General features: G+C 69.1%; 21 protein-coding genes and 1 pseudogene. 11 read left to right on the top strand and 11 right to left on the bottom strand.

Translation table 11 applies throughout. The annotated features are described in order from the left end of the window. The 4 genes from AC1DZQ_RS12110 to AC1DZQ_RS12095 form a co-directional block, all read left to right on the top strand. Window positions 1-1,399: thiamine pyrophosphate-dependent enzyme (locus AC1DZQ_RS12110; RefSeq protein ID WP_476963741.1), on the top strand; the 1,399-nt coding region annotated here is incomplete at its 5' end. A gap of 12 nt (window positions 1,400-1,411) precedes the next feature. Next, window positions 1,412-2,818, top strand: a complete 1,407-nt coding sequence (locus AC1DZQ_RS12105) for a gamma-aminobutyraldehyde dehydrogenase (protein WP_476963740.1) — start codon at window positions 1,412-1,414, stop codon at window positions 2,816-2,818. Between the two features lie 21 nt (window positions 2,819-2,839). Further along, window positions 2,840-4,579, top strand: a complete 1,740-nt coding sequence (locus AC1DZQ_RS12100; protein WP_476963739.1) for an amidohydrolase — start codon at window positions 2,840-2,842, stop codon at window positions 4,577-4,579. Between the two features lie 9 nt (window positions 4,580-4,588). Further along, window positions 4,589-5,851, top strand: coding sequence for a M20 family metallo-hydrolase (locus tag AC1DZQ_RS12095; protein ID WP_476963738.1), 1,263 nt, complete (start codon window positions 4,589-4,591; stop codon window positions 5,849-5,851). A 24-nt stretch (window positions 5,852-5,875) separates the two neighbouring features. On the opposite strand, the gene AC1DZQ_RS12090 is transcribed toward AC1DZQ_RS12095, so the two are convergent. Beyond that, entirely contained in the window at window positions 5,876-6,628 is a 753-nt protein-coding gene (locus tag AC1DZQ_RS12090) for a VOC family protein (protein WP_476963737.1), read from the bottom strand. Between the two features lie 90 nt (window positions 6,629-6,718). Between AC1DZQ_RS12090 and AC1DZQ_RS12085 the strand changes: the two genes are divergently transcribed. Next, window positions 6,719-7,318 carry a YdeI/OmpD-associated family protein gene (locus AC1DZQ_RS12085; protein WP_476963736.1) on the top strand — a complete coding sequence of 200 codons (600 nt, stop codon included), beginning with the start codon at window positions 6,719-6,721 and terminating at the stop codon, window positions 7,316-7,318. An 80-nt stretch (window positions 7,319-7,398) separates the two neighbouring features. Next, the gene (locus tag AC1DZQ_RS12080) at window positions 7,399-8,229 is read left to right on the top strand and encodes a phosphatase PAP2 family protein (RefSeq protein WP_476963735.1); all 831 of its coding nucleotides are present in this window, start codon (window positions 7,399-7,401) and stop codon (window positions 8,227-8,229) included. On the opposite strand, the gene AC1DZQ_RS12075 is transcribed toward AC1DZQ_RS12080, so the two are convergent. The 7 genes from AC1DZQ_RS12075 to AC1DZQ_RS12045 all read right to left on the bottom strand — a co-directional run bounded on the left by AC1DZQ_RS12075 (window position 8,182) and on the right by AC1DZQ_RS12045 (window position 17,467). Next, complete coding sequence (locus tag AC1DZQ_RS12075) at window positions 8,182-10,140, bottom strand: glycogen debranching N-terminal domain-containing protein (protein WP_476963734.1); 1,959 nt, start codon at window positions 10,138-10,140, stop codon at window positions 8,182-8,184. The genes AC1DZQ_RS12080 and AC1DZQ_RS12075 overlap by 48 nt on opposite strands. 180 nt (window positions 10,141-10,320) lie before the next feature. Further along, window positions 10,321-10,884 (bottom strand): dihydrofolate reductase family protein, encoded by a 564-nt coding sequence (locus tag AC1DZQ_RS12070; RefSeq protein ID WP_476963733.1) that lies wholly within the window; start codon window positions 10,882-10,884, stop codon window positions 10,321-10,323. 164 nt (window positions 10,885-11,048) lie between these two features. Next, on the bottom strand, window positions 11,049-12,188 hold the full coding sequence (locus AC1DZQ_RS12065) for an aminopeptidase P family protein (RefSeq protein WP_476963732.1): 1,140 nt from the start codon (window positions 12,186-12,188) through the stop codon (window positions 11,049-11,051). A 59-nt stretch (window positions 12,189-12,247) separates the two neighbouring features. Continuing rightward, window positions 12,248-13,438, bottom strand: a complete 1,191-nt coding sequence (locus AC1DZQ_RS12060) for an ABC transporter ATP-binding protein (protein WP_476963731.1) — start codon at window positions 13,436-13,438, stop codon at window positions 12,248-12,250. Beyond that, a complete protein-coding gene (locus tag AC1DZQ_RS12055) occupies window positions 13,435-14,997 on the bottom strand; it encodes an ABC transporter permease (RefSeq protein ID WP_476963730.1) in 1,563 nt (520 codons plus the stop codon). The genes AC1DZQ_RS12060 and AC1DZQ_RS12055 overlap by 4 nt, the downstream gene beginning before the upstream one ends. A gap of 47 nt (window positions 14,998-15,044) precedes the next feature. Then, entirely contained in the window at window positions 15,045-16,097 is a 1,053-nt protein-coding gene (locus tag AC1DZQ_RS12050; RefSeq protein WP_476963729.1) for an iron ABC transporter substrate-binding protein, read from the bottom strand. Between the two features lie 179 nt (window positions 16,098-16,276). Beyond that, window positions 16,277-17,467, bottom strand: coding sequence for a glycoside hydrolase family 76 protein (locus tag AC1DZQ_RS12045; RefSeq protein WP_476963728.1), 1,191 nt, complete (start codon window positions 17,465-17,467; stop codon window positions 16,277-16,279). A gap of 194 nt (window positions 17,468-17,661) precedes the next feature. Here AC1DZQ_RS12045 and AC1DZQ_RS12040 point away from each other — a divergent pair, with 194 nt between their 5' ends. Together AC1DZQ_RS12040 and AC1DZQ_RS12035 are read left to right on the top strand one after the other, a co-directional pair. Next, on the top strand, window positions 17,662-18,513 hold the full coding sequence (locus AC1DZQ_RS12040) for an SDR family NAD(P)-dependent oxidoreductase (protein WP_476963727.1): 852 nt from the start codon (window positions 17,662-17,664) through the stop codon (window positions 18,511-18,513). Next, on the top strand, window positions 18,510-19,745 hold the full coding sequence (locus AC1DZQ_RS12035; protein ID WP_476963726.1) for an acyl-CoA dehydrogenase family protein: 1,236 nt from the start codon (window positions 18,510-18,512) through the stop codon (window positions 19,743-19,745). Before AC1DZQ_RS12040 ends, AC1DZQ_RS12035 begins: the two co-directional genes overlap by 4 nt. Window positions 19,746-19,765: 20 nt before the next feature. On the opposite strand, the gene AC1DZQ_RS12030 is transcribed toward AC1DZQ_RS12035, so the two are convergent. Together AC1DZQ_RS12030 and AC1DZQ_RS12025 are read right to left on the bottom strand one after the other, a co-directional pair. After that, window positions 19,766-20,596, bottom strand: coding sequence for a DUF1684 domain-containing protein (locus tag AC1DZQ_RS12030; protein ID WP_476963749.1), 831 nt, complete (start codon window positions 20,594-20,596; stop codon window positions 19,766-19,768). A gap of 450 nt (window positions 20,597-21,046) precedes the next feature. Then, window positions 21,047-21,238: pseudogene (locus AC1DZQ_RS12025) on the bottom strand (TetR/AcrR family transcriptional regulator); the annotation flags it as partial. A 168-nt stretch (window positions 21,239-21,406) separates the two neighbouring features. Here AC1DZQ_RS12025 and AC1DZQ_RS12020 point away from each other — a divergent pair. From AC1DZQ_RS12020 to AC1DZQ_RS12010, 3 genes are all read left to right on the top strand, one after another. Continuing rightward, window positions 21,407-22,087 carry an NADPH-dependent F420 reductase gene (locus AC1DZQ_RS12020; RefSeq protein ID WP_476963725.1) on the top strand — a complete coding sequence of 227 codons (681 nt, stop codon included), beginning with the start codon at window positions 21,407-21,409 and terminating at the stop codon, window positions 22,085-22,087. Between the two features lie 225 nt (window positions 22,088-22,312). Continuing rightward, the gene (gene ppc / locus AC1DZQ_RS12015) at window positions 22,313-25,126 is read left to right on the top strand and encodes a phosphoenolpyruvate carboxylase (protein ID WP_476963724.1); all 2,814 of its coding nucleotides are present in this window, start codon (window positions 22,313-22,315) and stop codon (window positions 25,124-25,126) included. Window positions 25,127-25,194: 68 nt separating this feature from the next. Beyond that, on the top strand, window positions 25,195-25,500 hold the full coding sequence (locus tag AC1DZQ_RS12010) for a hypothetical protein (protein WP_018774310.1): 306 nt from the start codon (window positions 25,195-25,197) through the stop codon (window positions 25,498-25,500). On the opposite strand, the gene AC1DZQ_RS12005 is transcribed toward AC1DZQ_RS12010, so the two are convergent. After that, entirely contained in the window at window positions 25,497-26,132 is a 636-nt protein-coding gene (locus AC1DZQ_RS12005) for a DedA family protein (protein WP_476963723.1), read from the bottom strand. The genes AC1DZQ_RS12010 and AC1DZQ_RS12005 overlap by 4 nt on opposite strands. Between the last annotated feature and the right edge of the window lie 3 nt (window positions 26,133-26,135).

Genomic DNA, 26,135 nt, shown 5'->3' with positions numbered 1-26,135 from the left:
CCGTGGTCCCGGTGCCGCCAACGCCTTCATCGCCATCCACACCGCACACCAGGACGCCACCCCGCTGATCCTGTTCGTGGGCCTCATCCCGGTCGCGGACCGCGGCCGGGAGTCGTTCCAGGAATTCGACATCAACGCCTGGTTCCGCAGCACCGCCAAGAAGGTCGTGACGCTTGACGACGCCGCTTCCGCCGCCCGCGTGGTGGACGATGCCATCTTCACGGCCCTGAGCGGCCGGCCGGGTCCCGTGGTGATCGGCCTTCCCGAGGACGTGCTGGTCCACGCCATTGAATCCGGCACCGTGGAACCGCGCATCGTCTCCCGCCCGGCACCTGCGGCCCCGGCCCTGGCCGAACTCGAAAGCCGGCTGGCCGCCGCCAGCAAGCCGCTCATCGTGGTGGGCGGCGAAGGCTGGACCCAGGAATCCGGCGAGGCCCTGGCCGGCTGGGCAAGCCGCCACGGCGTCCCCGTCGTCGCCGATTTCCGCGCGTACGACGCCGTGCCGCACCGCTCCGACGCCTACGCCGGTTTCCTCGGCTATGGCCGCAGCGACGCCAATGCCGAACGGCTCGACGAAGCCGACCTGCTGGTCTTCCTCGGCTGCGTCCGCGGCGACGTCCTCTCCGACGGCTACAAGCGCGGCCTCGACGCCGCAACCGTGGTGGTCAACCTGGATGCTGACCTGCTGGGCCACTTCGGCCGGATGGACCAGCACATCACCGCGGATGTCACCGCGTTCTCCATGCTCCTGGCCGGCACGGAATCCGCCGTGCGGCCGGCGGCCGGCTGGTTCGCCGAGGCCCGTGCCGACTATCTCAAGTTCTCATCCGCCCAGCCTGACGGTGGAACCGGGGTGGACCTCGGTCTTGTCATGGACATCCTCAAGCAGGAAATGGCCGACGACGCCGTACTCACTTTTGGTGCCGGCAACCACGCCTTGTGGCCGGCCCGCTACCTGCAGCACAACAGTGCCAACTCCCTGGCGGCCCCGCGGAACGGCGCCATGGGCATGGGCATCCCCGCTGCCGTGGCCGCCTCCCTGGCCTACCCGGGCCGGCAGGTCATCTCGGTGGCCGGCGACGGCTGCTTCATGATGAACGGCCAGGAAATCGCCACCGCCATGGGCCACGGAGCCCAGTTCATCGTGCTGGTGGTGGACAACGGCATCTTCGCCACCATCCGCGAACACCAGGAAGCCCACTACCCCGGCCGCCCCTCCGGCACGCACATGACCAACCCCGATTTCGCCGCGCTGGCCCGCTCCTACGGCGGCTACGGCGAACGCATCGAGAAGGCCGAGGACTTCGCCGCCGCGTTCCGCCGCGCCGTCGAGTCCGGGCTGCCGGCCGTGCTGCACCTGCCGCAGGACCCCACCACCCGTTCCCCCAAGAGCAACTGACCGGAGCCCCACATGATCACGCTCAAGAACATCATCAACGGCCAGGCTGTTGACGCCGCGGCCACCCTGCCGTTCTTCGACCCCGCCACCGGAGTCCAGCTCGGCACCGCCCCGGACAGCGACGCAGCCACGGTGGACAGCGCGTTCCAGGCCGCCCACACCGCCTTCCAGAGCTACAAGCGGACCACCCCGGCCGAACGCCAGGCCATGATGCTCAAACTCGCCGACCTCATCGAGGCCAACGTCGACAGGCTCCTCGACGCCGAGGTGGCCTGCACCGGCAAGCCCCGCCAGATCACCCGCGAGATCGAGATCCTGAGAGGCGCCGACCAGCTCCGCTTCTTCGCCGGCGCCTGCCGCGTGGTGTCCGGGACCGCGCAGACCGAATACGTCCGCGGCTTTTCTTCCACCGTCCGGCGGGAACCCCTCGGCGTGGTCGCCCAGATCACCCCGTGGAACTACCCGTTCATGATGGCCATCTGGAAGATCGGACCGGCGCTCGCCGCCGGCAACACGCTCGTCCTCAAGCCTGCGGACACCACCCCCTGGTCCACCCTGGTCCTGGGCGAGCTGGCGCAGGAGGCCTACCCGGCCGGCGTCGTCAACGTCATCTGCGGTGGCCGGGGGACCGGTGCCGCCATGGTGGACCACGAGATCCCGGAAATGGTGTCCATCACCGGCTCCACCCGGGCCGGAGCACAGGTGATGTCCGCGGCGTCGAAGACCCTCAAGGACGTCCACCTGGAACTCGGCGGCAAGGCACCCGCGATCGTCTTCGCCGACACCGACATTGACCTGGCCGCCCGGGAGATCGCGCTCGGTGCGTTCTTCAACGCCGGGCAGGACTGCACAGCCGTGACCCGCGTGCTCGTGGAGGAATCCATCCACCAGGAGTTCGCTGCCGCGCTAGCCACGGCTGCCGAGGCTCTGCAGGTCGGCGGCGACGCCGCGGATCTGGGTCCGCTGAACAGCGCCGCCCAGCTGGACCGGGTGGAAGGCTTCATGTCCCGGCTGCCCGCGAACGCCACGGTCCTGGCAGGGGGCAAGCGCACCGGCACCGGCTACTATTTCGAGCCCACCGTGATCGACGGCGTCTTCCAGACCGACGAGGTGGTGTGCGACGAGATCTTCGGTCCAGTGCTCACGGTGCAGCCGTTCGCCACGGAGGAGGACGCCATCGAGCTCGCCAACGGCACCAAGTACGCGCTGGCCTCCAGCGTCTGGTCCAACAACCACGGCGTGGTCACCCGGGTCTCCAACGAACTGGACTTCGGCGCCGTCTGGATCAACTGCCACCAGGTGATCCCCGCCGAGGCCCCGCACGGCGGTTTCAAGCACTCCGGCACCGGCAAGGACTTGTCCGTCTTTGGCCTGGAGGATTACACCCGCATCAAGTCAGTCACCACCTCCCACCGCTAAAGAACCACGCTAGGTAATCCCATGAAACTCGACCTGCTGCTGCGCAACGCGGACATCATCACCATGGACGGCCGCCGCCCGCATGCCACCTCGCTGGGGGTCTGGCAGGGCCGCATTGTGGGACTCGACGATGACCTGGACTCGATGGAGGCCGCCGAGGTCCTGGACCTCGGCGGCGCCACCGTGACTCCCGGCTTCATCGACGCCCACTGCCACACCACCTGGTTCGGGCTTGGCTTGGGCGAACTGGACGTCTCCGCCGCGCGCGGCCTCGACCAGCTCTACGCCCTGCTGGAAGCGGACATGGCAACGGTTGGCATAACCGATGAGGAAAGGACCCCGGATCAGCACACGAAATGGCTGATGGCCACCGGCTTCAGCCAAACGCAGCACGGCGGCGAGTTCCCGGACATTGCGGTGCTGGACCGGATCACCGGGGATCGGCCGCTGTTCATCCGGCACAACTCCGGCCACATGGCCGTAGTGAACACCGCCGCGCTCCGGCTGGCCGGCGCCGAATCGGCGTCGTACGCGGATCCCGACGGCGGCGTGATAGTCCGCAACGCCGCCGGCCTCCCCACCGGGCTGGTCCAGGAAACGGCGCAGCAGCTGATCCAGCAGCTGATCCTGCCGTACTCGTCCGAGGCGATCGAAGCCGCGCTGGACCGCGCCACCAGCCGCTACGCCGCGGAGGGCATCACAAGCTTCACCGAGGCCGGGATCGGCGGCGGCTGGATCGGGCACAGCCCCGTGGAGCTGGCGGCCTACCAGCGGGCGGCAGCCGCGGGCAGGCTCCACGCCCGGGCCCAGCTGATGCCCGTCCTTGACACGCTCCACCCGGTGGACGGGCATGGCGCCGTTGGAGCGGTAGGCCTTGACCTGGGTATGTACAGCGGATTCGGAAACGAATACTTGTCCCTGGGCCCGGCGAAGGTGTTYCTGGACGGTTCACTGCTCGGCGAAACGGCCGCGGTCAGCCAGGACTACTGCAGCCACRGCGGGACGGACAACACCGGCAACACCGGCTACTTCCAGGCGGAACCGGAGACGCTCCGGGCAAAGATCGAGGCCGCCTACGCGGCCGGCTGGTCGATCGCGGCGCACGCRATCGGCGACCGCGCCGTKGACCTCGCGATCGAGATCATCAACGGCTGCGCCGCGAAATACGGCCCCCGGGCCGTGCCCAACAGGATCGAACACGCCTCGATGACGCGGCCGGAACAGCTTCCATGGCTTGCCGCCGCGAACATCGCCGTCACCCCGCAGGCCAGCTTCTTCTTCGACGGCGGGGACGGCATGACGCTTTCGCTCGGGCCGGAACGGCTCGGCTGGGCCTACCGGGCCGCGTCGTTCCTTGCCGCGGGGGTGACGCTCGCCGGCAGCTCCGACCGCCCCGTGGCGGACGGCAACGTGCTCCGCGGAATGCAGGCCTTCGTGGACCGGCGCACCGCCTCCGGGGCCGTTTTCGGGAACCCGGACGAGCGGCTGAGCCCGCTCCAGGCCCTGGCGGCGTACACCACCGGAGCCGCCGCAGCCACCGGCACGTCCGGCATCAAAGGCTCACTGACCACCGGGAAGCTGGCCGACTTCACTGTCCTGTCCGGGTCCCCGCTCACCGCGGGCAGCATCGCCGAACTCCAGGTGCTGGCTACCGCCGTCGGGGGGACCTTTACGTTCCGGACCCCCGGCATCACGTCCCCGGTTGCGGCCGATTCGGCCGCAACCGGTCCATACTTCCACCCAGCTACCAACCGTTCATAGGGGCACACCGTGACTACTCAGACCATTTTCAACACCCCAGACGCCGCGTTCGTGCGGGACTTCCACATCATGAGCGAATTCGGTGCCACCGAGAACGGCGGCGTGGACCGCCAGGCGGCCAGCGTGCCGGACGGCCAGCAGAGGCAGTGGCTCACGGGCCTGCTGGAGGCCAAGGGCTTCACCGTTCGGTTCGACCGGGCCGGCAACCAGTGGGGCCTGTATGAGGCCGCGCCGGGTGCACCCTTCGTGGTGGTGGGCTCCCACATGGATTCCCAGCCGACGGCGGGACGCTACGACGGCGCGTACGGCGTGCTTGCCGCAACCCACGCGGCCTTCCGGCTCGTGGAGCAGTGGGCCGTGGCCGGAGCTGCCGGGCAGCCCCGGTTCAACATCGCGGTGGTCAACTGGTTCAACGAGGAGGGCTCCCGCTTCAAGCCGTCCATGATGGGTTCCTCCGTCTACACCGGAAAGCTCGAGCTCGAGACCGCGCTGGCCACCACGGACGCGGCCGGAGTCTCGGTCCGCGAGGCACTGGACGCGATCGGCTGCCGGGGGAGCTACGAGGGCCCCGAAGCCGCCTACTGCGCGGAGATCCACATCGAACAGGGCCGGAGCATGGAGCGCGAAGGCATCACCATCGGCCTGGTGAACTCCAACTGGGCGGCCAACAAATACGAGTTCGTGGTCCACGGCGAGCAGGCCCACACCGGCTCCACCGTGATTGCCGACCGGAAGGACGCCCTGCTGGGTGCCTCCATGATGGTGGTCGCCGCCCGGGAACTCGCCGACACCTTCCCCGGCGTGCTGCACACCTCCGTGGGGCAACTGAACGTCTACCCCAACTCGCCCGTCGTGGTGCCCTCCCGGGTGAGCCTGCTGCTGGACCTGCGCAGCGCCGATGAAGCCGTCCTTGCCGAGGCCGACGCCCTGCTGGACGAGCGGATCGCCGGGATCGAGAAGCTGGCGAACGTCACGGTGGAGCGCAACCACTCCCACACCTGGCCCGTGACCCCCTACCAGCCCGAGGGCGTTGAACTCGCGGCCAAGGTGGCGGCGGACCTGGGCCTGGCGAACAAGCCGGTCATGACCCTGGCCGGGCACGATTCGACCAACATGAAGGACCTGGTCCCGACGGTGATGCTGTTCGTGCCCAGCGTGGACGGGATCTCCCACAACGAGCACGAGTACACCACGGACGAGGACATCGTGGCCGGACTGACGATGCTCACCGAAGTAGTGAACCGGCTCTGCAACGGGGCGCTGGAGGGCTGACCGCGGACGCGGCGGGGGACCGGCTCAGGCGCCTTCCGGCTTCTGCGAGATCCAGAGCATCGCCCCGTTGGGGTTCTCCGGCAGATCGGCGGCGTCTGGGTTGGCCACGTGCAGGGTCCGGCCGAAGGCCTCTTCCGTCAGACTGACCGAGTGGCCCGCGGCCGTCAGGCGGTCCCGCAGGGCGGCGAGGTCGCCGGTGTACTCGAAGCCCAGGCCGGTCCGGGCGGCGCCGGTGGCGGTCCGGACCATCAGCACGCCGCCGTTCTTCGCCGTGAAATCCGCCGTTTCGTCGTCGTCCGGGGCCGGGCGCAGCCGGGCGCCCATGTTCCGCAGGGTTTGCGCGGCGGCGGCAGCGTCCGGCGTGAACCAGACTTCGACGACGGCGAGGGCAGGGTCGGCGTCCGCGCACTGCGCGCCGTGGGCGGCCTTGTCCGCGAAGAATCCGAACCCGTCCTCGCCCGTGATGCGGCAGGCGTCGCCGTGGCGGGCGCTGACCAGCTCGGCCGGGGTGGTCCCGTCCTCCACGCCGGCCAGATTGGTGCGGCGCGCGAATTCTGCCAGGTCGCCGACCTCGACGCCGAAGTCCGTCTTGCCGTCCCCGCCGCCGCCGGCGGCCCCGGCACCCGCCGCGACGCGGTGCAGCGCGAGCCGGCCCGAACCGGCGTCGTACTCCTGCCAGTCGCCGTCGTCGACCGTCCTCACCATGCCGAGGGCGGATAGGAGCTGCCCCCACTGGTCTATGCGGGAGGTGTAGTGGATTGGGCGGACGCGCAGCATGGGATCTCCTTGCGAGGGACGGGATTGGCTCCACAAGACATGGTGCCACCAAAGTGCTCATCCGGTCAGCCCTGCGGGCACAATGGGGCCATGGCTGCTGAACTTGAGGAATTGCTGGTGAAGGATGCCGCCGAGTGGCGCGCCTGGCTGGAACGGCACCATGCGCAGAGTCCCGGCGTGTGGCTGGTGCTGCACAAGAAGGGCGGATCGGTGACCGAGCTGGACTACGAGGCCGCGCTGCAGGAGGCACTGTGTTTCGGCTGGATCGACGGGCAGGGCAGGCGGCGGGACGAGGAGAGCTCCTTCCAGCGGATGACCCGGCGGGGACCCAAGAGCGTTTGGTCCGCGCGGAACGTGGAGCGGATTGGACGTCTGGAGTCGGCGGGGCGGATGGCCCCGGCCGGGCAGGCCGCCGTCGCCGCCGCGAAGGCGGACGGGCGCTGGGAGGCCGCCTATTCCGGTGCAGCGACGGCGGAAGTCCCGGATGACCTCGCCGCGGCCATCGCGGCGGAGCCCCGGGCGCAGGCGATGTTCGAGGTCCTGACGTCCGTGAACCGGTTTGCCCTGATTTACCGCACCAACGCGGTCAAGCAGGCCTCCACCCGGGAGCGGAAGATCGCCGGGTTCGTGGAGATGCTGGCCCGGTTCGAGACGCCGTACCCGCAGACCAAGCGGCCCCCGGAACCCTAGTGGTCCCCCCGCCCAGCATCCCAGAGAATTCCCAGCGGCCTTGCGGGCTGCAGGGAGTTGCCTCTGGCAGGATTGGGCGGATGCTCCTTGCCCAGCGTGCCCCGCGACCCCCTGCCCGCCTGCCGCTGCCGTCCCAGCGGCGGCTCTTCTTCGTGGCTGCGGGCCTGCTGATCGCAGGGGAGACGATCTTCTGGACCGTGCTCGCCGCCGTGCAGTCGAACAGTGGCGTGGCCGCGCTGGACGCGCCCGTGCACGATCGACTCGTGGCGTCCCGGAACCCGCTCGCCACCGCCATCCTGACGGCCGTGACCACGGTGACCTCGCCACTGTGGATGACGGTGATCGGCTGCGCAGTTGCGCTGGCTTGGGCGGTCTGGAAACGGGAAGTCTGGCGTCCCGGCCTTTTAGTCGGCGCCATGGCGGCCACTTTCGCGGTGTCCACGCTGATCAAGCACGACGTCGGCCGCGGCCGCCCCGCCGCCAGCGGCTTCCTGCTGGGACCGGACGACGCCCTGTCATTTCCCTCCGGCCATACCTTCGGTGCCGGCGTCTTCCTGTGCGTCCTCAGCTACCTGTTGGTGGCGGGCCGGGGCGCCCGGACGACGTCGGTGCTCGCCTTCGCGGCCGCAGCCGCTGGGACGCTGCTAGTCGCCTTCAGCCGCCTGTACCTGGGCTATCACTGGCTGACGGACGTGCTCGCCTCCATGGGCCTGGCGCTTGCCGTTACCGGGATCGTCATCCTGGCCGACGGGCTGCGCGCCACTGTGGCCCCGCGGCCCGGGCCGCTGACACCGGCCGAGCTGACCCCGCCCGCGCCGGCAGAGGTTCGCCCGGCCGAAGTTAGCCTGGCAGGCGCAGGCCCGTCAGAGCCCGACGCCCATCGCCTGGGCGATCACCACCGCCGAGGCTGAGGACCACGCCTGCGGGTGGCACGACGCCGGATAGGGCACCGCGACGCCCGAGTCCTCGGCCCGCACCCCGGCGAACACCTCCGGCAGCCGGTGCCCGAAGGAGGCCGCCGCCGCGATAAGCCCGTCGGCGAGGGTCCGTGCCTCGGCGATGAAACCGTCGGCCAGGAGGCCGCGGATCGCGATGGCGGTGTCGTGGCTCCAGACCGAGCCGCAGTGGTAGCTGAAGGGCCAAAACCCTGCGGCCCGCCGCGAAATCGTGTGCACGCCGTAGCCGGAGAACAGCTCGGGGCTCACCAGCCGGTCCGCCACGATCCGGGCTTCGGCCGCGTCCAGGATGCCCGTGCCCAGCAGGTGCCCCATGTTCGAGCCCGGGATGTCCAGGGGAACCCCGTGCCCGTCCAGGGCCATGGCGGGGAACGGCCCGCCGTCGTCCTCAACCCAGAAACGCTCCCGGAACCTGAGCCGGAGGGCCGCGGCGAAGTCGCGAAGCGCCTGGCCGCCGGGTTCCCCGAAAGCGTCGAACAGCTCCGCCGTCTCCATGGCTGCCTGGTACGCGTAGCCCTGCACCTCGGATAGGGCGATCGGCCCCTCGGCCTGCCGGCCGTCGCGGAACTGCATGGCGTCCCGGGAATCCTTCCAGCCCTGGTTACTCAGGCCGTGCCCCGTGGAGTCACGGTAGCTGAGGAACCCGCCGTTGCCCGGCCCGCGGTTGTCCGCTGCGCCGTTGCCCGCTGCGCCGTCCGTTCCGGTGGTGCCGGCCGCGAGCAGCCACTCCGCGGCGCGTGCAGCGTTCGGCAGCAGCGACCGGACAGCGTCCTCGTCCCGGCCGGTGCGCCAGAGTTCACCGAGCAGGCAAAGCCACAGCGGGGTGGAATCCACGGCCCCGAAGTACACCGGGGGCAGGCGCAGGTTCTGGCTCTCCAGCACGAGTTCCTTGGACCGCAGTTCGTGCAGGATCTTGCCGGGTTCCTCGGCGGCCGCCGCGTCCGTCCGGGTGCCCTGGAAGGCCGCCAGTGCGCGCAGTGTGCCCGCCGCCAGCCCGTGGTCCGGCCCGGTGTCCAGGGGCAGCAGCAGCCGCGCCGCCCACAGCGAATCCCGCCCGAACAGCGTGAAGTACCAGGGCGCCCCGGCGGCGATGAACGGGGCATCCGGCAGTTGGCGGGTGGCCAGCCGGAGCCCGGCCACGTCATCGAGGGAGTTGTCCAGGAGCAGGCCCAGGGCCCCGGCCGGTCCGGTCCGCGGGGGCCGGGCCGCGGGCGGGCGGGCCGCCACCACGGCGTCGTCATGGTCCGTGAGGACGGCCTGCCATTCGGCCTCGAACGGCCGGCCCCGGCCCAGGGTTCCGCGCCAGACGAGGTGGCCATCCGGGGTGACGGCGCCGGGGGCCGCGACCGCCAGGCTCTTGCCGCCCTCCTTCCAGCGCAGCGCGGACTCGTGGGCAGAGACCGGACCGGACGCGTCACGGAAGCGGCTGAGGCGGATCTGGGCCATGTCGGTGAAGTCGGCGGCGAGTTCGACGTCGATTTCGACGTCGAGGGAATCCAGTGAGGTGCGCAGCTGCAGGGTGTGCCGCACCACTCCCGGCGTCACGGTCCAGGTCTGCAGGAGCTCGACGGCGGGATCCTCCGTGGGTCCCGGGATGCCCCGGACCAGGCCCCGGACGCGCAGGACGCCGCCGGGCTCGGTCTCGACGGCGGCCGGTTCGGGTTCCAGGCCGTTGACGCGCACGAGCGCCCGGCAGAGCATCCGGGTGTCGCCGTGGAGCAGCCCGGTGAACCCGGCCGGCTCAGCAGAGTCACCGGCTCCGGGGGGTTTGATCTCGCCGGCCAGCCGGCCGTCAGGATCGAGCCACAGCTGGGTGGGGGCGGCAACGGAGCAGTGTTGGCGGTGCAGGCCAGGCTGAACAGTCATCCGACCACCCTATGCCGGGCACCGGGCGGTCTCAACGCGCCACGGCCCGGTGCCGACAGCCTAAGAGGTCATGGCGTCGGCCGCCGGCGGCCAGAAGGTCCGCCTGCTGCCTGGCTGCTGCCAACAGACGTGGGGCCGCTGGTGGTGGAGTACTTCCCCGATCGCGCGGAGGGATCGCGCTCAGCGCCTCGTCTCGTACCTGGCCAGAACCACCCCGCCGGGAAACGTCCGCGTTTCCACCAGGTTCAGGTTCACCCAGCTATCCAGCGCGGTGAAGAACGGCGTGCCGCCGCCCACCAGGACCGGATGGGTCACGATCGTGTACTCGTCGATCAGCCCGGCCCGCATGACCGCCCCGGCGAGCGTTGCGCCGCCGACGCTCATCGTGCCGCCGTCCCCGGCCTTGAGCCGGGTGATCTCGGCGATCGCGTCGCCGGTGACCAGGCGGGTGTTCCAGTCGACCTTGTCGATCGTCGAGGAGAACACCACCTTCGGCGTGTCCCGCCAGTTCCTTGCGAACTCGATCTCCGCCAGGGTGGCGTTGGGCTGCTGGTCGCCGGTCGGCCAGTAGGAACTCATTGTCTCCCACAGCTTGCGGCCGTACAGCGTCAGGCTGCTAGCCCGCTCCTGGTCGAGCCACCACTGGAACAGTTCGTCGCTCGGCCCGCTCCAGCCGATGTCATCGCCAGCCGCGGCGATGTAGCCGTCCAGGGAGAGATTCATGCCGTAGATCAGTTTCCGCACGGCGCCAGCCTTCCGTCTCGTAGTGGTCGAGGGCGTCATTGAACTCTGTCGTCCCGCACATGATCAGCAGCCTCCCGTCCCTCATGGAGCCACCGTAAACTCCCAATGATCTGGATGCCATAGTCTTCGGTCAGCGTTTCAACTGAGCTGCCCACGTCGGCTAACTAGTGGACGATTCTCATCTCGTGCGAGGTCTTATTGAATCGCCGTCCGCCGTCGGGAACGACCGTCACAATGTCCTCGATCCGTACGCCGAACCTGCCCGGCAGGTAGATTCCGGGTTCGATCGAGAAGCACATACCGGGGTGGAGGATCTGGGTTTCGCCCTCGACCATGTACGGCGGCTCGTGAGTCGTCAGTCCGATTCCGTGCCCGACGCGGTGAATGAAGTAGTCGCCGTAGCCGGCTGCGGTGATCACCGCCCGGGACACGCGATCGATCTCCTGGCACTCGACGCCTGGCCGCACGGCCTCGAACCCGGCCTGCTGTGCGAGTCTGACGACGTCGTGAACCTCGCGCTCCTCGGCGGTGGGTTCGCCGACGTGCACGGTCCGCGTCGTGTCTGATCCGTAGCCGTGTTTGAGGCCGCCGAAGTCGAGCACCACCATGTCTCCGTCCTCGATGATCCGCGGGCCGATCTCGTGGTGAGGGTTGGCTCCATTCGGACCCGAACCGACAACGGTGAAGTCCACCTGCGAATGACCGAACTGGCGAAGCAGGTCGGCGAGATCAGAGCCGACGTCGGTCTCGCTGCGCCCAGCGAACCGCACGGTGACGATCTCCTCGTACGCCTCGTCCGCGGCCGCGCCGGCCGCCGCCAGCCGCTCGATCTCGTCGTCATCCTTGATCGCCCGAAGCATCGGCAGGGCGGTCGTCATCGAGACGTAGGACGACTTGGGCAGTCGATCCTGCAGGCCGAGGAGGTGCATGGCCCAGGCCGAGTCAGAGACGGCATAACGTCCGGTGCCGGCCATCAGCGTCGCAGATTCCGTGTACGGGTCGCTCCCGTCGGTCCAGTCGGTGATCCGCAGAATCGAGGCGCCGGCGGCCGCTTCGGCGTCGGGCCTCTCGAGCCTCGGAACGATCATGGCAGGCTCCGCGTCGACGGGGATCACGAGCATGGTGATGCGTTCAGTGATGGCCACGGGTGCATACCCGGTGAGGTACAGCAGGTCCGGTCCGGGAGTGACCAGAATGCCGTCAAGCCCGGCATCTTTGGCGGCGTGGGCTGCCCGCCGCAACCGCTCGGCGAAGTCATCGGCAGTGAATGGAGTCGGCTCCGAAAAGCCGCGATGATCATTCATGGTTCGCATTCTCGTGCGCGGGGTATCACTGGTCAACCCATCGCCCGGACAGCAGCGGACTATTGGGACTGCTGCTCATCCACCGGGAACGCGACGGCCTCGCCCACCACGCGAAGCCGCAGCTCCGTGCCGGGGCGGGCGATCGAGGCGTTCCAGTGCCGGATGGTGATGATTTCCCCACCGCCGGGGTAGCGGTGGTCCGGGACGGCGCCGGCGGCAAGGACCGGCGGGACGGGGAGCTGGAGCCGCACCGTGGTCTCGGGGCCGAAGTAGTCCGTGTCCACCACTGTGCCGCGGATGGGGCCGTCCTCGGAAATGCGGATCTGCTCGGGCCGCAGCATCAGCTGGACCCGGCCCTGGGCCGGCGGGCGGCGCACGGGGATCCCGCCGAGGGAGCAGGTGGCCAGGGAGCCTTCCATCCAGGCGTCCAGGATCACGGCGTCGCCCAGGAATTCGGCGGTGGCGCGGTCCGCGGGGCGCGTGTAGACGACGAACGGGTTGCCGATCTGGGCCAGCCGGCCGCCGCGCATCACAGCCACCTGGTCGGCGAAGGACAGCGCCTCGGCCTGGTCATGGGTGACAAGGATCGTGGTGACGCCGGCGTCTTTCAGGACCTGGGCCACGGCGCGGCGGGTGGCCACCCGCAGGCCGGCGTCCAGGGCGGAGAACGGCTCGTCCAGCAGCATGAGCGCGGGCTTGCGGGCCAGCGCCCGGGCCAGGGCGACCCGCTGCTGCTGGCCGCCGGAGAGCTGGTGCGGGCGGCGCTTGGCCATGGCCGGATCCAGCGAGACCATTTCCAGCAGCTCGCCCACCCGAGCCTTGACGCCGCGGTGCCCGCCGGGGAGCTGCGCGGAGTCCAGGCCAAAGGAGATGTTCTGCCCGACCGTCAGGTGAGGGAACAAGGCGCCGTCCTGGGCCACGTAGCCGACGTGCCGCTTGTGGGCGGGGACCCACGCGTTCTCCCCGGCCACCTTGCTGCCGTCCAGCGAGATGCTGCCGGTGTCGGGGTGTTCGAAGCCTGCAATCAGGCGCAGGAGCGTGGTCTTGCCGGAGCCGGAGGGTCCCACGATCGCCGTCGTTCCGCCCCTGGCGACGGCGAGGTTGACGCCCTTGAGGACGGCCTGGGGCCCAAAGTTCTTGGTGACCGCGTCGATTTCCAGGTGGCTGTTGGTGCTGGTGGCCACGGAAGCCGCGACCCGCGGCTCGGGGAGACGCGAGGGGGCCTCGCGCGACGGGTATACATCGGTCACTGTCCGGCTACTTTCTTGGACTGCTGGAAGAGGAGATAGGTCATGGGTGCCGAGATCAGGATCATCAGCAGCGCATAGGGGGCGGCGCCGGCGTAGTCGATCTCGCTGCTCTTGCTCCAGAACTCGGTGGCGAGTGTGCGCGTCCCGTTGGGCGAAAGCAAGAGGGTGGCCGTGAGTTCGTTGACAATTCCCAGGAACACAAGGGCCGCGCCGCCGGCCGCGGCGGGGGCGGTGAGGCGCAGTGTCACGCGCAGGAAGGCCAGCAGCGGCGGCTTGCCGAGCACCTGGGCGGCCTCGTCGAGTTCTTTCGGTGCCTGGGACAGCCCCGAGCGGATGTTCACGAGGGCCCGGGGGAGGAACAACAGCACGTAGGCCGCGATGAGGAGCGCTGAGGTCTGGTACATGCTGGGCACCATCCGGATGCTCACGGTCACGAAGGCCAGGCCCACCACGATCCCGGGCATGGAGCTGGTGATGTAGTTGGACAGCTCCAGGGACTTGCTGAACCAGCCGGGACGCCGCACGGCCAGATAGGCCAGGGGGAACGCGACCACGGTGGTCACGACGGCCGCCGCCAGGCCGTAGGCCAAGGTCTGCAGGAGCGCCGGCATGAACTCTTCGGCAGCCCAGATTTCCGGGCCGCCGGCGACGATCCAGCGCAGCACAAACGTCAGCGGCAGCCCGAACGCCAGAGAAGTGAGGGCGAACAGGGACAGCTGGGCGGGGAACTGGTAGGCGTGCAGGGGCAGGCGCAAGGCGCGCGCCTGGGCCCCCGAGCCGATCCTGGCGTACCGGGCGCTGCCGCGGCTGCGGACCTCCACGAGCAGCAGTATCAGGCACAGGAACACCAGGACACTGGCCAGCATGTTCCCGGCGGTGCCGTTGAACGTGGACTGGTACTGGACCATGATCGCGGTGGTGAAGGTGTCGAAGCGGATCATCGCGAAGGCACCGTATTCGGCCAGCAGGTGCAGCGCGACCAGCAGCCCGCCGCCGGTCATGGCGACGCGCAGCTGCGGCAGCACCACGCGGAAAAACGCGCGCCAGGCGCCGAGCCCGAGGGAGGCGGCGGACTGTTCGATCGCCGGGTCCAGACGGCTGAGCGTCGCGGCGGCCGGGATGTACACGAGCGGGAAGTAGGACAGCGTGGCAATCAGGACCCCGGACCAGAGCCCGCCGAGGGAGGGAACCGCGGAAACCCAGGCGTAGCTGTTGACGAAGGCCGGGATGGCCAGGGGGGCGGCGAGCAGCACGGCCCACCACTTCCGGCCCACGAGGCTGGTGCGTTCGACCAGCCACGCGCCGCCGACGCCCAGGACCAGGCACAGCGGCACCGTCACCACGGTCAGCAGCACCGTGTTCAGCAGGAGTTCGCCCACGCGCGGGCGGAAGATCAGGGCGGCGGCGGTGTCCCAGCCGGTGGTGGCCGTCATGAAGACCACGTAGGCCAGGGGCACGAGGGAAAACAGGGTGATCAGGACCGCGATGATGGACACGGCAGAGACGCCGAAAGGCGGGCGGGGGCGTTTGCCCCTGCCCGCCGTCGTCGTGTCCGTCATCTTTTCATCAGATGGACCGGGGACCGCCAGCTTGCTTGTCACTGCAGTTACAGCAGTCCTGCCTGGGTCATCAGTTCGGTGACCTTGGCGGAATTGAGTTTGGCGGGATCCACGGTGGGGGCCTGCAACTCCTTGAGCGGAACCAGCTTGTCGTTGGACGGGACGTCCGAGGCGACAGCGTATTCGAAGGAGGTGCCCTTCTGGAGCACTTCCTGGCCCTTCTTGCCGGTGATGAACTTCAGGAAGGACTGGGCGGCCGCGGCGTTCTTCGAGGACTTCAGCACGCCGCCTCCGGAGATGGAGACGAAGGCGCCCGGGTCCTGGTTCTTGAAGTAGAACGGCGTGACGTTGTTGGAGTTCTCGCCGGTCTTGGCCTGGTCGCCGTAGTAGTAGTAGTGGTAGATCAGCGCGGCGTCGACTTCGCCGGCGTTGACGGCCTTCATAGCCGTGCTGTTGCCCTTGTACGGCTTGGAGTTTTCCTTCATGCCCTTGAGCCATGCCTCAGTGGCGGCTTCGCCCTTGAGTTCCAGCAGGGCCGAGACGATCGCCTGGAAGTCGGCGCCCGACGGTGAGGCGGCCCACTTGCCCTTCCACTCGGGGTTGGCCAGGTCCAGCATGGACTTGGGCAGCTTGTCTGCGGTCAGCTTGGTCTTGTCATAGACCAGCACGGTGGAGCGGGCCGCGATGCCGGTCCACTTGTTGGTGGAGGGGCGGAATTCGGCGGGGACCTGGTCCACGGTGGCCTTGTCCACGTCCGCGAAGAGGCCGGCGTTTTCCACTTGGGCCATGGCGGGGGAGTTCTCGGTGAGGAAAACGTCGGCCGGTGAGGCCTGGCCTTCCTGGACGATCTGGTTGGACATTTCGGTGTCGTCGCCCTGGCGGACGGTGACCTTGATGCCGGTTTCGGCGGTGAAGGCGTCGATCCACTCTTTGGTGAGGGATTCGTGCTGGGCGTTATAGACCGTGATCTCGCCGGCGGAGGAGCCGTTGACGGCGCTGCTGCCAGCCGGGGTGGAGGAGCCGGAGCCGCAGGCGGCCAGGCCCAGGGCGGCTGTGGCGGCCAGAGCGATGCCCGCCAGCGCGTTGGTGCGGATCTTCATGGGGCTACTTTCTGCAAGGAAGTCGTCGTAGTGCCCTGCCCCCGTGAGCGGGGAAGTTAGGGCATGCTCACTAAGAAAGACTGTAGGTTAGCCAAACCTAAGCGACCAACCTGAACCTCGCTTAAGTGATGAGGATCACATGAATTACGAAACTATTGCGTGACGTAATTGGTGCCGGGTTACGCGGCGGCCCTCGGAGCGATGGATGCGGCGGCCTCCAGCACCATCCAGGCCTGGAGCTGTGTGGAGAGCTCGACGGCGGCACCTTCCGGGTAGCTGCGGCGTGCCGGCGCTTCAGTGCGGTCGGAGAAGACCAGGTGGCTGCCGGGGCGCGCGAGCCGGTCGTGCGCCGGGAGGATCCGGCGGCCTTCCCAGAGCGCCTCTGCCGTATCGGTCACGAGTGCCGCCGCGCTGGCCCGGGTTTCGGCGGGCAGGCGTTCGTCGACGGCGGCAAGGGCCAGGTAGCGGACGAGGATCCCGGTGAAGAGTCCGCCGTCGCCCGTTCCCTCGCAGCGCAACACCGCGGCGGTGCGGCCCAGCAGCGGGGCCGGCTGCGTGAGATTGCGCGCCACGGCGTCCACCAGTGCGGCCGCGCGCCCGAGGTTGGCCTCGCCCCCGAGTTCCAGCAGGGCACCGAGGACGGGCCCCTGGTTGTAGGTGTAAATGGTCTCTTCCAGCACCACATCCCCCGCCCCGGAAATCCGCAGGCCGTCGCGGTAGAGGCCTTGCTCGGGCTCGTAGAGCCTGACGTCCAGCCAGTCCAGCAGGGACTGCGCCTTGGCCGTGTTGCCGGTCCGCGCGTAGTACAGGGCCACGGGTGCGGTGGCGGGCGTGTTCTTGAAGTCGCGCTTCGTGCTCCAGAAGGTGCCGCCGCCCAGGTCGTCCGTGGAGGCGGAGTCGAACTGCAGGGTCAGGCTTTGCAGGACCTTGGCGTTGCGCTCCCGGCCGGTGTGTTTGCGGGTGTCCTCGGCGAGCTTGTCCAGCCGGAGCGTGGCCAGGGCCAGCCAGGCCATGTCGTCGTAGTAGTTGTTGACCACCGTGAGGAAATTGCGCAGCCGGATGCCCGTGACCAGCCGGGAGGCGAGCCGGCCGGCGCTGGGCCGGTTCTCGCCGTCGAACTTGGCTCCCGGATTCCCGGGCGACCCCAGCTCCCGGCGGCCGGCGTCCACGAGGCAGTCCAGGTAGTGCGCCTGCCACCAGTAGTGCCAGGGCCGCGAGAGGTTCTTGAGCCGGCCCGAGGGCCGGAGGATCGCCGCGATGTGGGTTCCGGGGAGGAAGAATAGCCGCTGCCCGAAGAGCCTGGTCACCGAGCGGGCGGCCTCGTCCGCGCGGAAGGACCAGTTGGGGGCGGAGGCGTCGGCTCGGGTCATGGCTCAAGCCTAATCGCGGGAGCCGGTCCGGACCGCGACCGTGACCGCACCTCCGGCTTGTGCGTCCCAAAGGTGCGCATTGGCCGCATTCCAGTTAACATTCACTAACTAATGTTCCCCGCGGGCCGCCTCTGCAGGCGCCGCCCGCGTCGAGGCTTCGCGGCCGGGGTTCGGTTCCACATCAAGGAGGATGGATGGACATCAACGGTACTGTCGCGCTGATCACGGGCGGGGCCTCGGGTCTCGGAGCGGCCACGGCCAGGCGCCTGTTCGACGCCGGCGCGTCGGTGGTGCTCGTGGACCTGCCGGGTTCCGCCGGGGACGCCTTTGCCGCCGAACTGACCGCATCCGGCGCTGCTGCCTCTCCGGCCGACGCCGGTGCCGGTGCTGCTGTCGACGGCACCCCGGCCAGAGGCGGCCGCACGGCCGTCTTCGTCCCTGCCGACGTCACGGACGAGGTCCAGGTGCAGGCCGCCGTCGACGCCGCCGCCGCCCTCGGTGCGCTGCGCATCGTGGTCAACTGTGCCGGGATCGCGACCCCCGGCAAGGTCCTGGGCCGTGACGGGGTGCTCCCGCTGGAGGCTTTCAACCGCGTCATCCAGATCAACCTCGTGGGCACCTTCAACGTGATCCGCCTCGCCGCGGCCGCCATGGCAGCCACCGAGCCTGCCGCCACGGAACTCGGTGGCCCCGAACGTGGTGTTATCATCAACACCGCCTCCGTTGCCGCTTTCGATGGGCAGATCGGCCAGCCCGCCTACGCCGCCTCCAAGGGCGCTGTCGCCGCCATGACATTGCCGATCGCCCGCGAACTCGCGCGCTCGCTGATCCGGGTGGTCACCATCGCGCCGGGCATCTTCGAGACTCCCATGATGGCCGGACTGCCGCAGGAGGCCCAGGACTCCCTGGGCCAGCAGGTGCCGCACCCCTCGCGGTTGGGCCGCCCGGCCGAATACGCGAACCTCGCCGCGCACATTGTGGAGAACGCCATGCTCAACGGCGAGACGATCCGCCTCGACGGCGCCATCCGCATGGGCCCGAAATGACCAGTTCAGAGATGACCGGGACAGGGCTGGCCGCCACGGCTGCGCCGTCTGTGGCGGGGCTGCCGACGGCGGACTTCTTCGATTACGAATCCCTGCTCAGCGCCGCGGAGCGGGCCAAACTGGCGCAGCTGCGGGAGTTCCTGGCGGCCGAGGTCGCCCCCTTCGCCACGGACTGGTGGAACAAGGCCGAATTCCCGGCCCACATCCTGCCCAAGCTGGCCGCCTTGGAGCTCAGCGCGCCCGCCCAGCGCGGCTACAGCAACCTGTTCGCCGGGATCGTCATCGCCGAGATGACCCGGGTGGACACCTCGCTCGCAACCTTCTTCCTGGTCCACCATGACCTCTTCGTGGAGTCGCTCTACGGCTTCGGCTCCGAGGAGCAGAAGGCGCGCCTGCTTGAGGACGCGGCGAACCTGCGCACCACCGGCGCCTTTGCCCTCACCGAACCGGACCACGGCTCGGACGTTGCCGGCGGCATGGAAACCCGGGCCAAGCGGGTCCTCGGCGGCGCGGCCGACGGCGGCGATGCGTGGGTGCTCAACGGAGCCAAGCGCTGGATCGGCAACGGGACGTTTTGCGACTACATGCTCGTCTGGGCCCGGGACGAGGCCGACGGCGGGATCCGCGGCTTCATCGTCGACGCCACCCTGCCGGGCGTGAGCCGGAGCCGGATCGAGAACAAGATTGCCCTGCGCACGGTGCAGAACGCGGACATCGTCTTCACCGACGTCCGGGTGGCCGAAACGGACCGCTTCGCTGGCATCAGCAGCTTCGAGGACACCAACGAACTCCTGCGCGGTTCCCGGATCATGGTGGCCTGGCAGGGCGTGGGGCAACAGCTCGCGGCGTTCGACGTCGCCCGGCAGTACGCCGTCGAACGCCAGCAGTTCGGCCGCCCGCTGGCGAAGTTCCAGCTGGTCCAGCAGCAGCTGGTGACCATGCTCGGCAACGCCGTGGCCAGCATGGGCATGATGGTCCGGATCGCGCAGCTGCAGGACCAGGGCGCCGCGGACATGCCGCAGGTGGCCCTCGCAAAGTCCTACGTCAGCGCCCGGATGCGTGAAACTGTGGCGATGGGCCGGTCCCTGCTGGGCGGCAACGGGATCGTCACCGACTACCGGATGGCCAAGATCTTCTCCGACGCCGAGGCGATCTACACCTACGAGGGCTCGTTCGAGATCAACACCCTGATCACGGGACGTGCCGTCACCGGCGTGTCCGCGATCGTCTAGAAGAGCGGTTAGAAGGCCGGTTAGAAGAGGCCCGGCTCCTTCTCGCCAGCCGCGATCCGGTAGTCCAGGCTGTTGTTCTTCACCGGCATGGGGCAGGTGCCGTATGGGGTGAAGGCGCTGGGGTAGTTGATGGCCCGGTTGAAGTCCAGGATGACGGTATTGTCCGGGCGGGGCTTTGGGGTGGAGACCTTGCGCCACTCGTCGGTGCTTTCTCCATTGGTCTCGTCGTGGAACGTGACCGTCAACGCGCCGAGCTTCTCCTCCTCTGCCTGCAGGTGGAACTCGTGCTCCGTGTCGGGAAGCCGGAAGACCAGCTCGCCGACCGAGCGGTGGACCCCGTCCACGAGTGGGTTGGCGGTGCCGATCGGCACGTCCACCGGCTCGGGATAGGGCACGAACCGGGCCTCGACGACAAGGTCCGGGCGGAAGTCGAAGGTGGGCACGCCGTCGAACTCCGTGAACGCCGGGGACCGGGAGTCGCGCGTGCGGATGGCGTACTTGTCCGCCCTCATGGCGAGCTCCACCACCACCTGGCGGCCGTCGTCGCCGCCGTACTGGACCCACATCAGTGATTCCTCGTCCGAGAGCACGGCGCTGATGGTCCCGTCCACGGGCTCGCCGGTGTCCACGAGCGTCAGGCCCTCGGGCGCGGCGGCGGTGAGGAACGCCGTCGTGCCGTCCGTGGACCAGAGTCCGGGGGCGAGCTCCACGGCGGCCGGCTCGCCTTCCAGCCACTGGAAGGAGGTCAGCGTCAGCCAGCCGTGCTCGCTGGCGAGGGCCGCGTTGCGGCTGTTCCGGAAGCGCTGCCAGCGGGCAAGCTGCGGGTCGGCCGCGGGCTCAGTGGTGTTCATGGGTTCCTCCAGGGTTTCCGTCGGGGCTGCGTCCGGTGGGGTTCGTAGGCTGGCTGCCACGAGTTGGGCCGCGGTGGCTCCGGCCGCGGCGGCCGCGTCCGGGTCGCCGTCGAGCACCCCGCTGGCCAGGCCGCCGTCGAGCACCAGGGTCAGGCTGCGGGCGAGCTGGTCCGGGTCCCGGGCGCCGGCGCGGGCGGCCAGGTCCCGGATCCAAGCGCGGATCTGGTGCTTGTGGGCCACGGTCCGGTTGTGCACCCGGGTGCCGGCGGCCAACTCGGCTGCCGCGTTGATGAAGGCGCAGCCACGGTAGCCGTCGCGCCGGCAGGCGGTTGTCAGGGCATCGAACAGGCCCACGAGCTGCGCGGCCGGGTCTTCGCCCGCTGCCTCGGCGGCGGCGTGCAGCTGCCCGGTCCAGACGCCGTCGACCTTCTCCAGGTAGGCCAGGATGAGGTCGTCCTTGGCCGGAAAGTACTTGTAGAACGTGGCTTTCGCGACGCCGGACTCGGCGATGATGGTGTCGATGCCGGCGGCCCGAAAGCCCTGCGCGTAGAAGAGCCGGAAGGCCGTGGCCAGGATCTTCTCGCGCGCTTGCCCGGCGGGGGTGCGCGCAGCCGGCGAGGCGGTGGCTGCTGGCGAGGTCATGGCTCAATCGTACACAGACAAGTCTGTCTACGCCCGACTTGAATCCTGCCGGAGGTCGGATGCCTTGTTGCGGGCGGGCGGGTCTGCTAGCGTCGTGTCCAAGGGTAGACGGATCTGTCTACCCTTGGAATTTGGGCCGAGCTCTTTGGTGAGCGGAATGAGGACGCCATGAAGATTGCAGTACTGGGAACCGGCATGGTGGGGCGCACGATTGCCGGCGCACTGGCGGGACTGGGGCACGACGTCGTGATCGGCACCCGCGACCCGCAGGCAACGCTCGCCCGGACGGAGCCGGACATGATGGGCACCGCGCCGTTGGCCCAGTGGCACGCCGCGAACGCCGGAATCGACGTCGCCGCCTTTGCCGACGCAGCCTCCGGCGCCGAGCTGGTCGTCAACGCCACCAACGGCGGCGGCTCCCTGGCTGCGTTGGCCGCCGCGGGCACCGGGAACCTCGCCGGCAAGATCATCATGGACGTTGCCAACCCGTTGGACTTCTCGCAGGGCATGCCGCCGTCGCTGAATCCGGTGAACACGGACAGCCTGGGCGAAGAGATCCAGCGCGCCTTCCCCGAGGCCAAAGTGGTCAAGACGCTGAACACCATGACGGCGTCCGTGATGGTGGATCCGGCGCGCGTGGCGGGCGGTGACCACTCGGTGTTCGTCTCCGGGGACGACGCCGACGCCAAGGCCGCCGTAACGGAACTCCTCAAGGGCTTCGGCCACCGCGACGTGGTCGACCTCGGGGACATCACGAGTGCCCGCGGCGCGGAAATGATCCTGCCGATCTGGCTGCGGATCTGGGGCGCGCTGGGCACGGGCGAGTTCAACTTCAAGATCGCGCGCTAACCCATTCACCCAACTGACTCGCAGCTGGGGCCGTTCTGGGCGCCCAAAACGGCCCCAGCTGCGAGTCAGTTGGGAATCGGGGCCGTCGCGGCGGRGCCCGACACTATCTGAGACGGAATTCCAGCCGGGAGTGCCTGGGGGTAACATCCCATGGGAAGAAGTAATCGGGCTCACAGTATCCAGCGCAGTGTACGAGCCAAGTCGAACCCTCGAAAGATAGTTTCCATGGCTGACACTGCAATGCATTCCGACACCGATCTTGCCGCCGAACTCCGGGCTGATGTCCGCCGGGTCTCCACCCTCCTCGGCGAATCCCTGGTCCGCCAGCACGGGCCCGAACTCCTCGACCTCGTCGAGCAGGTGCGCCTGCTGACCAAGGAATCCAAGGAGGCCGCCCGCGGCGGGGCCGACGCCACCGGGCCGTGGAGCTCGTACGATGTCGTCGCCCAGGTCCGCGAACTGCTCGGCTCCCTGCCGCTGGACCAGGCCACCGACCTGGTCCGCGCGTTCGCGTTCTACTTCCACCTGGCTAACGCCGCCGAGCAGGTCCACCGGGTCCGCGGGCTGCGCACGCGGCAGGAGAAGGACGGCTGGCTCGCCAAAGCCGTGGAGGAAATCGCTGACCAGGCCGGCAATTCCGTGCTGCAGGAAGTCGTCAACGAGCTCGACGTTCGCCCTATCTTCACCGCACACCCCACCGAGGCCTCCCGCCGCTCCGTGCTGGACAAAATCCGCCGGCTCTCGGACATCCTGTCCGAATCCACGGGAGAGGGCACGTCCGCGCGCCGCCGCCAGGACCGCCACCTGTCCGAGGTGATCGACCAGATGTGGCAGACGGACGAGCTCCGCCAGGTCCGGCCCACCCCCGTTGACGAGGCCCGGAACGCCATCTACTACCTCACCGGGATCCTCAGCGACGCCATGCCGGAGATGCTCTCGGACCTCTCCGAGCTGCTCGCCGAGCACGGCGTCACGCTGCCGCCGCAAAAGGCCCCGATCCGCTTCGGCTCCTGGATCGGCGGGGACCGGGACGGCAACCCGAACGTCACCGCCGCCGTCACCCGCGAAATCCTCCAGATCCAGAACCAGCACGCTGTACGGATCAGCATCGGCCTGATCGACGGGCTCATCTCCATCCTGTCCAACTCGACCGCGTTGGCCGGGGCGGACCAGGAACTCCTGGACTCGATCGACGTCGACCTCGGCAACCTGCCCGGCCTGGACCGCCGCGTCCTGGAACTGAACGCGCAGGAGCCCTACCGGCTCAAACTCACCTGTATCAAGGCCAAGCTGATCAACACCGGCCGGCGGGTCGCGGCCGGATCCGCGCACGAGCCCGGCCGCGACTACACCGCCACCGCGGAACTCCTCGCCGAGCTCGGCCTGCTGGAACGGTCGCTGCGGAACCACCACGCCGCCCTCGCCGCCGACGGCGCCCTGTCCCGGGTCCGCCGCGCCATCGCCTCCTTTGGCCTGCACCTGGCCACCCTCGACATCCGCGAGCACGCCGACCACCACCACGACGCCGTCGGCCAGCTCATGGACCGCCTCGGCGGCCCCGGTGTCCGGTACGCGGAACTCAGCCGCGCCGAGCGGCTCGAAGTGCTGGGCTCCGAACTCGCGTCCCGGCGCCCGCTCTCCGGCCACCCGATCAAGCTCGACGGCGTCGCCGACGGCACCTACGACGTCTTCCGGGAGATCCGGCGTGCCCTGCGCACCTACGGCCCCGACGTGATTGAGACCTACATCATCTCCATGACCCGCGGCGCTGACGACGTGCTGGCAGCGGCCGTGCTGGCCCGCGAGGCCGGCCTGGTCAGCCTCTTCGGCGAGGCGCCCTACGCCAAGATCGGCTTCGCACCGCTGCTGGAAACCGTGGACGAGCTCCGCGCCTCGGCCGAGATCGTGGACCGGCTGCTCTCTGACGCGTCCTACCGCGAGTTGGTCCGGCTCCGCGGCGACGTGCAGGAGATCATGCTCGGCTACTCGGACTCCAATAAGGAATCCGGCGTCATGACCAGCCAGTGGGAAATCTACAAGACCCAGCGCAAGCTGCGGGACGTGGCCGCGAAGCACGGCGTCCGCGTGCGCCTCTTCCACGGCCGCGGCGGCTCCGTGGGCCGCGGCGGCGGGCCGACCTACGACGCCATCATGGCCCAGCCCAACGGCGTGCTCGAGGGCGAGATCAAGTTCACCGAGCAGGGCGAGGTCATCTCGGACAAGTACTCCCTGCCGGAGCTGGCCCGCGAAAATCTCGAGCTCTCCCTGGCCGCGGTGCTGCAGGGCTCGGCGCTGCACCGCGCGCCGCGCACCTCGGAGGACCAGCGCGTGCGCTACGGCCACGTCATGGAAATCGTCTCCGACGCCGCGTTTGCGCGCTACCGCACGCTGATTGAGGATCCCGACCTGCCCGCCTACTTCATGGCTTCCACCCCGGTGGAGCAGCTGGGATCCCTGAACATCGGATCCCGTCCGTCCAAGCGGCCCGATTCCGGCGCCGGGCTGGAGGGGCTGCGGGCCATCCCGTGGGTGTTCGGCTGGACGCAGTCACGGCAGATCGTGCCGGGCTGGTTCGGTGTGGGCTCCGGCCTCAAGGCAGCGCGCGAGGCCGGTAACTCGGCTCAGCTCAAGGAGATGATCGAGGGCTGGCACTTCTTCAGGTCGGTGCTTTCCAACGTTGAGATGACCCTGGCGAAGACGGACATGGACATTGCCGGCTACTACGTCTCCACCCTGGTGCCGGAGGAGCTGCATCACCTGTTCCGTGCCATCCGGGCCGAGTATGAGCTCACGGTCGAGGAAATCCAGAACCTCACCGGGGAGCACGTGATCCTCGATGCCCAGCCCACCCTGAAGCGCTCCCTGGAGATCCGGGACCAGTACCTCGACCCCATCAGCTACCTGCAGGTGGAACTGCTGCGCCGCGTCCGGGCCGAGGCCGCGGCGGGCATGACCGGGGCCGAGATCGACGAGCGCCTCCAGCGCGCCATGCTGATCACGGTCAACGGGGTCGCCGCCGGACTGCGCAACACCGGGTAGCCTGCGCTCCCAACCGGGCGCTCCCTCGCGTGTGGGGGAGCGTCTGCGGGGGCGGATAGGGTTGTTCCATGCCGTCGTTCCAGACCAGACTGAAGATCACCGGGCTCAAGCCGGGCACCGCTCCCGAGGCGGTCATGGCCGCGGCCATCGAGGCGCTCGGGACGCGGCACCACGTCGAATCGCACCAGCTGGAGCTCGCCGGCGGGGTACCGCAGCTGAATCTGCGATTCCTGGTCGATGCCACCGCGTACAGCGCCGAAAACAGCCAGGCGCTGGAGTCGGCAGCCATGATGCGCGACGCCGTCGAACGCGTTGCGCTCACCGGAGCGCTGACCGTGCTGCGCCGCAGCCGCGGCCGCTGGGCGCCCGTCTAGAAGTCCAGTTCCTCGTCCGGGTCGATCGCGGCGGACTCCACGGGGGAGGGGCTGCCCCGGCGTCGTGTGACGATTACGCCCACGACGGCTCCGACCAACAGCCCGACGCCGACGCCGATCAGGGAGCTCGCCCAGAAGGGCAGTCCGGTGGCGGAGCCCATGAAATAGCCCAGCGCCACGGACCAGGCTGCCCAGAGCAGGCCGCCGAGAGCCGCGCAGAGGCTGAACCCGCGGGTCGAGACGTTGGCGATCCCCGCCGCGGCCGTCGTGGCCAGCCGCCCGCCGGGGATGAAGCGGAGGCCGATGATCGCACCGTACGTGGAGGACCGGCCGGCTTTCGCGATCGCCGCGTGCACGGCCGCGTGGAACTGCAGGCCCCATCTCCAGCGGTCCAGCACGTGGCTCAGCCGGCGCTTGAAGAGCTGGAAGACGAGAAGGTCCCCAAGCCATGAGGACACGGCGGCGAGGAGCACCACAAGGAAGCCGTTGACCCGGCCCTCCGCGGACAGCGCGCCGCCGGTGATGACCAGCATTTCCGAGGGGACAGGCGGGAAAATCGCATCGCCGATCACGAAGGGGAAGATCCAGAAATAGATCGCGGCGCCCCAGCTGTCCGCATTTCCGAAGTCCATGGG

It is taken from the genome of Arthrobacter sp. P1_C12_2, assembly GCF_056406415.1.
This window is presented reverse-complemented; position numbering and strand designations above follow the sequence as displayed.

Coding starts and splice junctions, on each gene's coding strand:
- AC1DZQ_RS12105 (WP_476963740.1), top strand. CDS start 1,412: ATGATCACGCTCAAGAACATCATCAACGGCCAGGCTGTTGACGCCGCG.
- AC1DZQ_RS12090 (WP_476963737.1), bottom strand. CDS start 6,628: ATGCTGCGCGTCCGCCCAATCCACTACACCTCCCGCATAGACCAGTGG.
- AC1DZQ_RS12085 (WP_476963736.1), top strand. CDS start 6,719: ATGGCTGCTGAACTTGAGGAATTGCTGGTGAAGGATGCCGCCGAGTGG.
- AC1DZQ_RS12080 (WP_476963735.1), top strand. CDS start 7,399: ATGCTCCTTGCCCAGCGTGCCCCGCGACCCCCTGCCCGCCTGCCGCTG.
- AC1DZQ_RS12075 (WP_476963734.1), bottom strand. CDS start 10,140: ATGACTGTTCAGCCTGGCCTGCACCGCCAACACTGCTCCGTTGCCGCC.
- AC1DZQ_RS12065 (WP_476963732.1), bottom strand. CDS start 12,188: ATGAATGATCATCGCGGCTTTTCGGAGCCGACTCCATTCACTGCCGAT.
- AC1DZQ_RS12055 (WP_476963730.1), bottom strand. CDS start 14,997: ATGACGGACACGACGACGGCGGGCAGGGGCAAACGCCCCCGCCCGCCT.
- AC1DZQ_RS12050 (WP_476963729.1), bottom strand. CDS start 16,097: ATGAAGATCCGCACCAACGCGCTGGCGGGCATCGCTCTGGCCGCCACA.
- AC1DZQ_RS12045 (WP_476963728.1), bottom strand. CDS start 17,467: ATGACCCGAGCCGACGCCTCCGCCCCCAACTGGTCCTTCCGCGCGGAC.
- AC1DZQ_RS12040 (WP_476963727.1), top strand. CDS start 17,662: ATGGACATCAACGGTACTGTCGCGCTGATCACGGGCGGGGCCTCGGGT.
- AC1DZQ_RS12035 (WP_476963726.1), top strand. CDS start 18,510: ATGACCAGTTCAGAGATGACCGGGACAGGGCTGGCCGCCACGGCTGCG.
- AC1DZQ_RS12030 (WP_476963749.1), bottom strand. CDS start 20,596: ATGAACACCACTGAGCCCGCGGCCGACCCGCAGCTTGCCCGCTGGCAG.
- AC1DZQ_RS12020 (WP_476963725.1), top strand. CDS start 21,407: ATGAAGATTGCAGTACTGGGAACCGGCATGGTGGGGCGCACGATTGCC.
- ppc (WP_476963724.1), top strand. CDS start 22,313: ATGGCTGACACTGCAATGCATTCCGACACCGATCTTGCCGCCGAACTC.
- AC1DZQ_RS12010 (WP_018774310.1), top strand. CDS start 25,195: ATGCCGTCGTTCCAGACCAGACTGAAGATCACCGGGCTCAAGCCGGGC.
- AC1DZQ_RS12005 (WP_476963723.1), bottom strand. CDS start 26,132: ATGGACTTCGGAAATGCGGACAGCTGGGGCGCCGCGATCTATTTCTGG.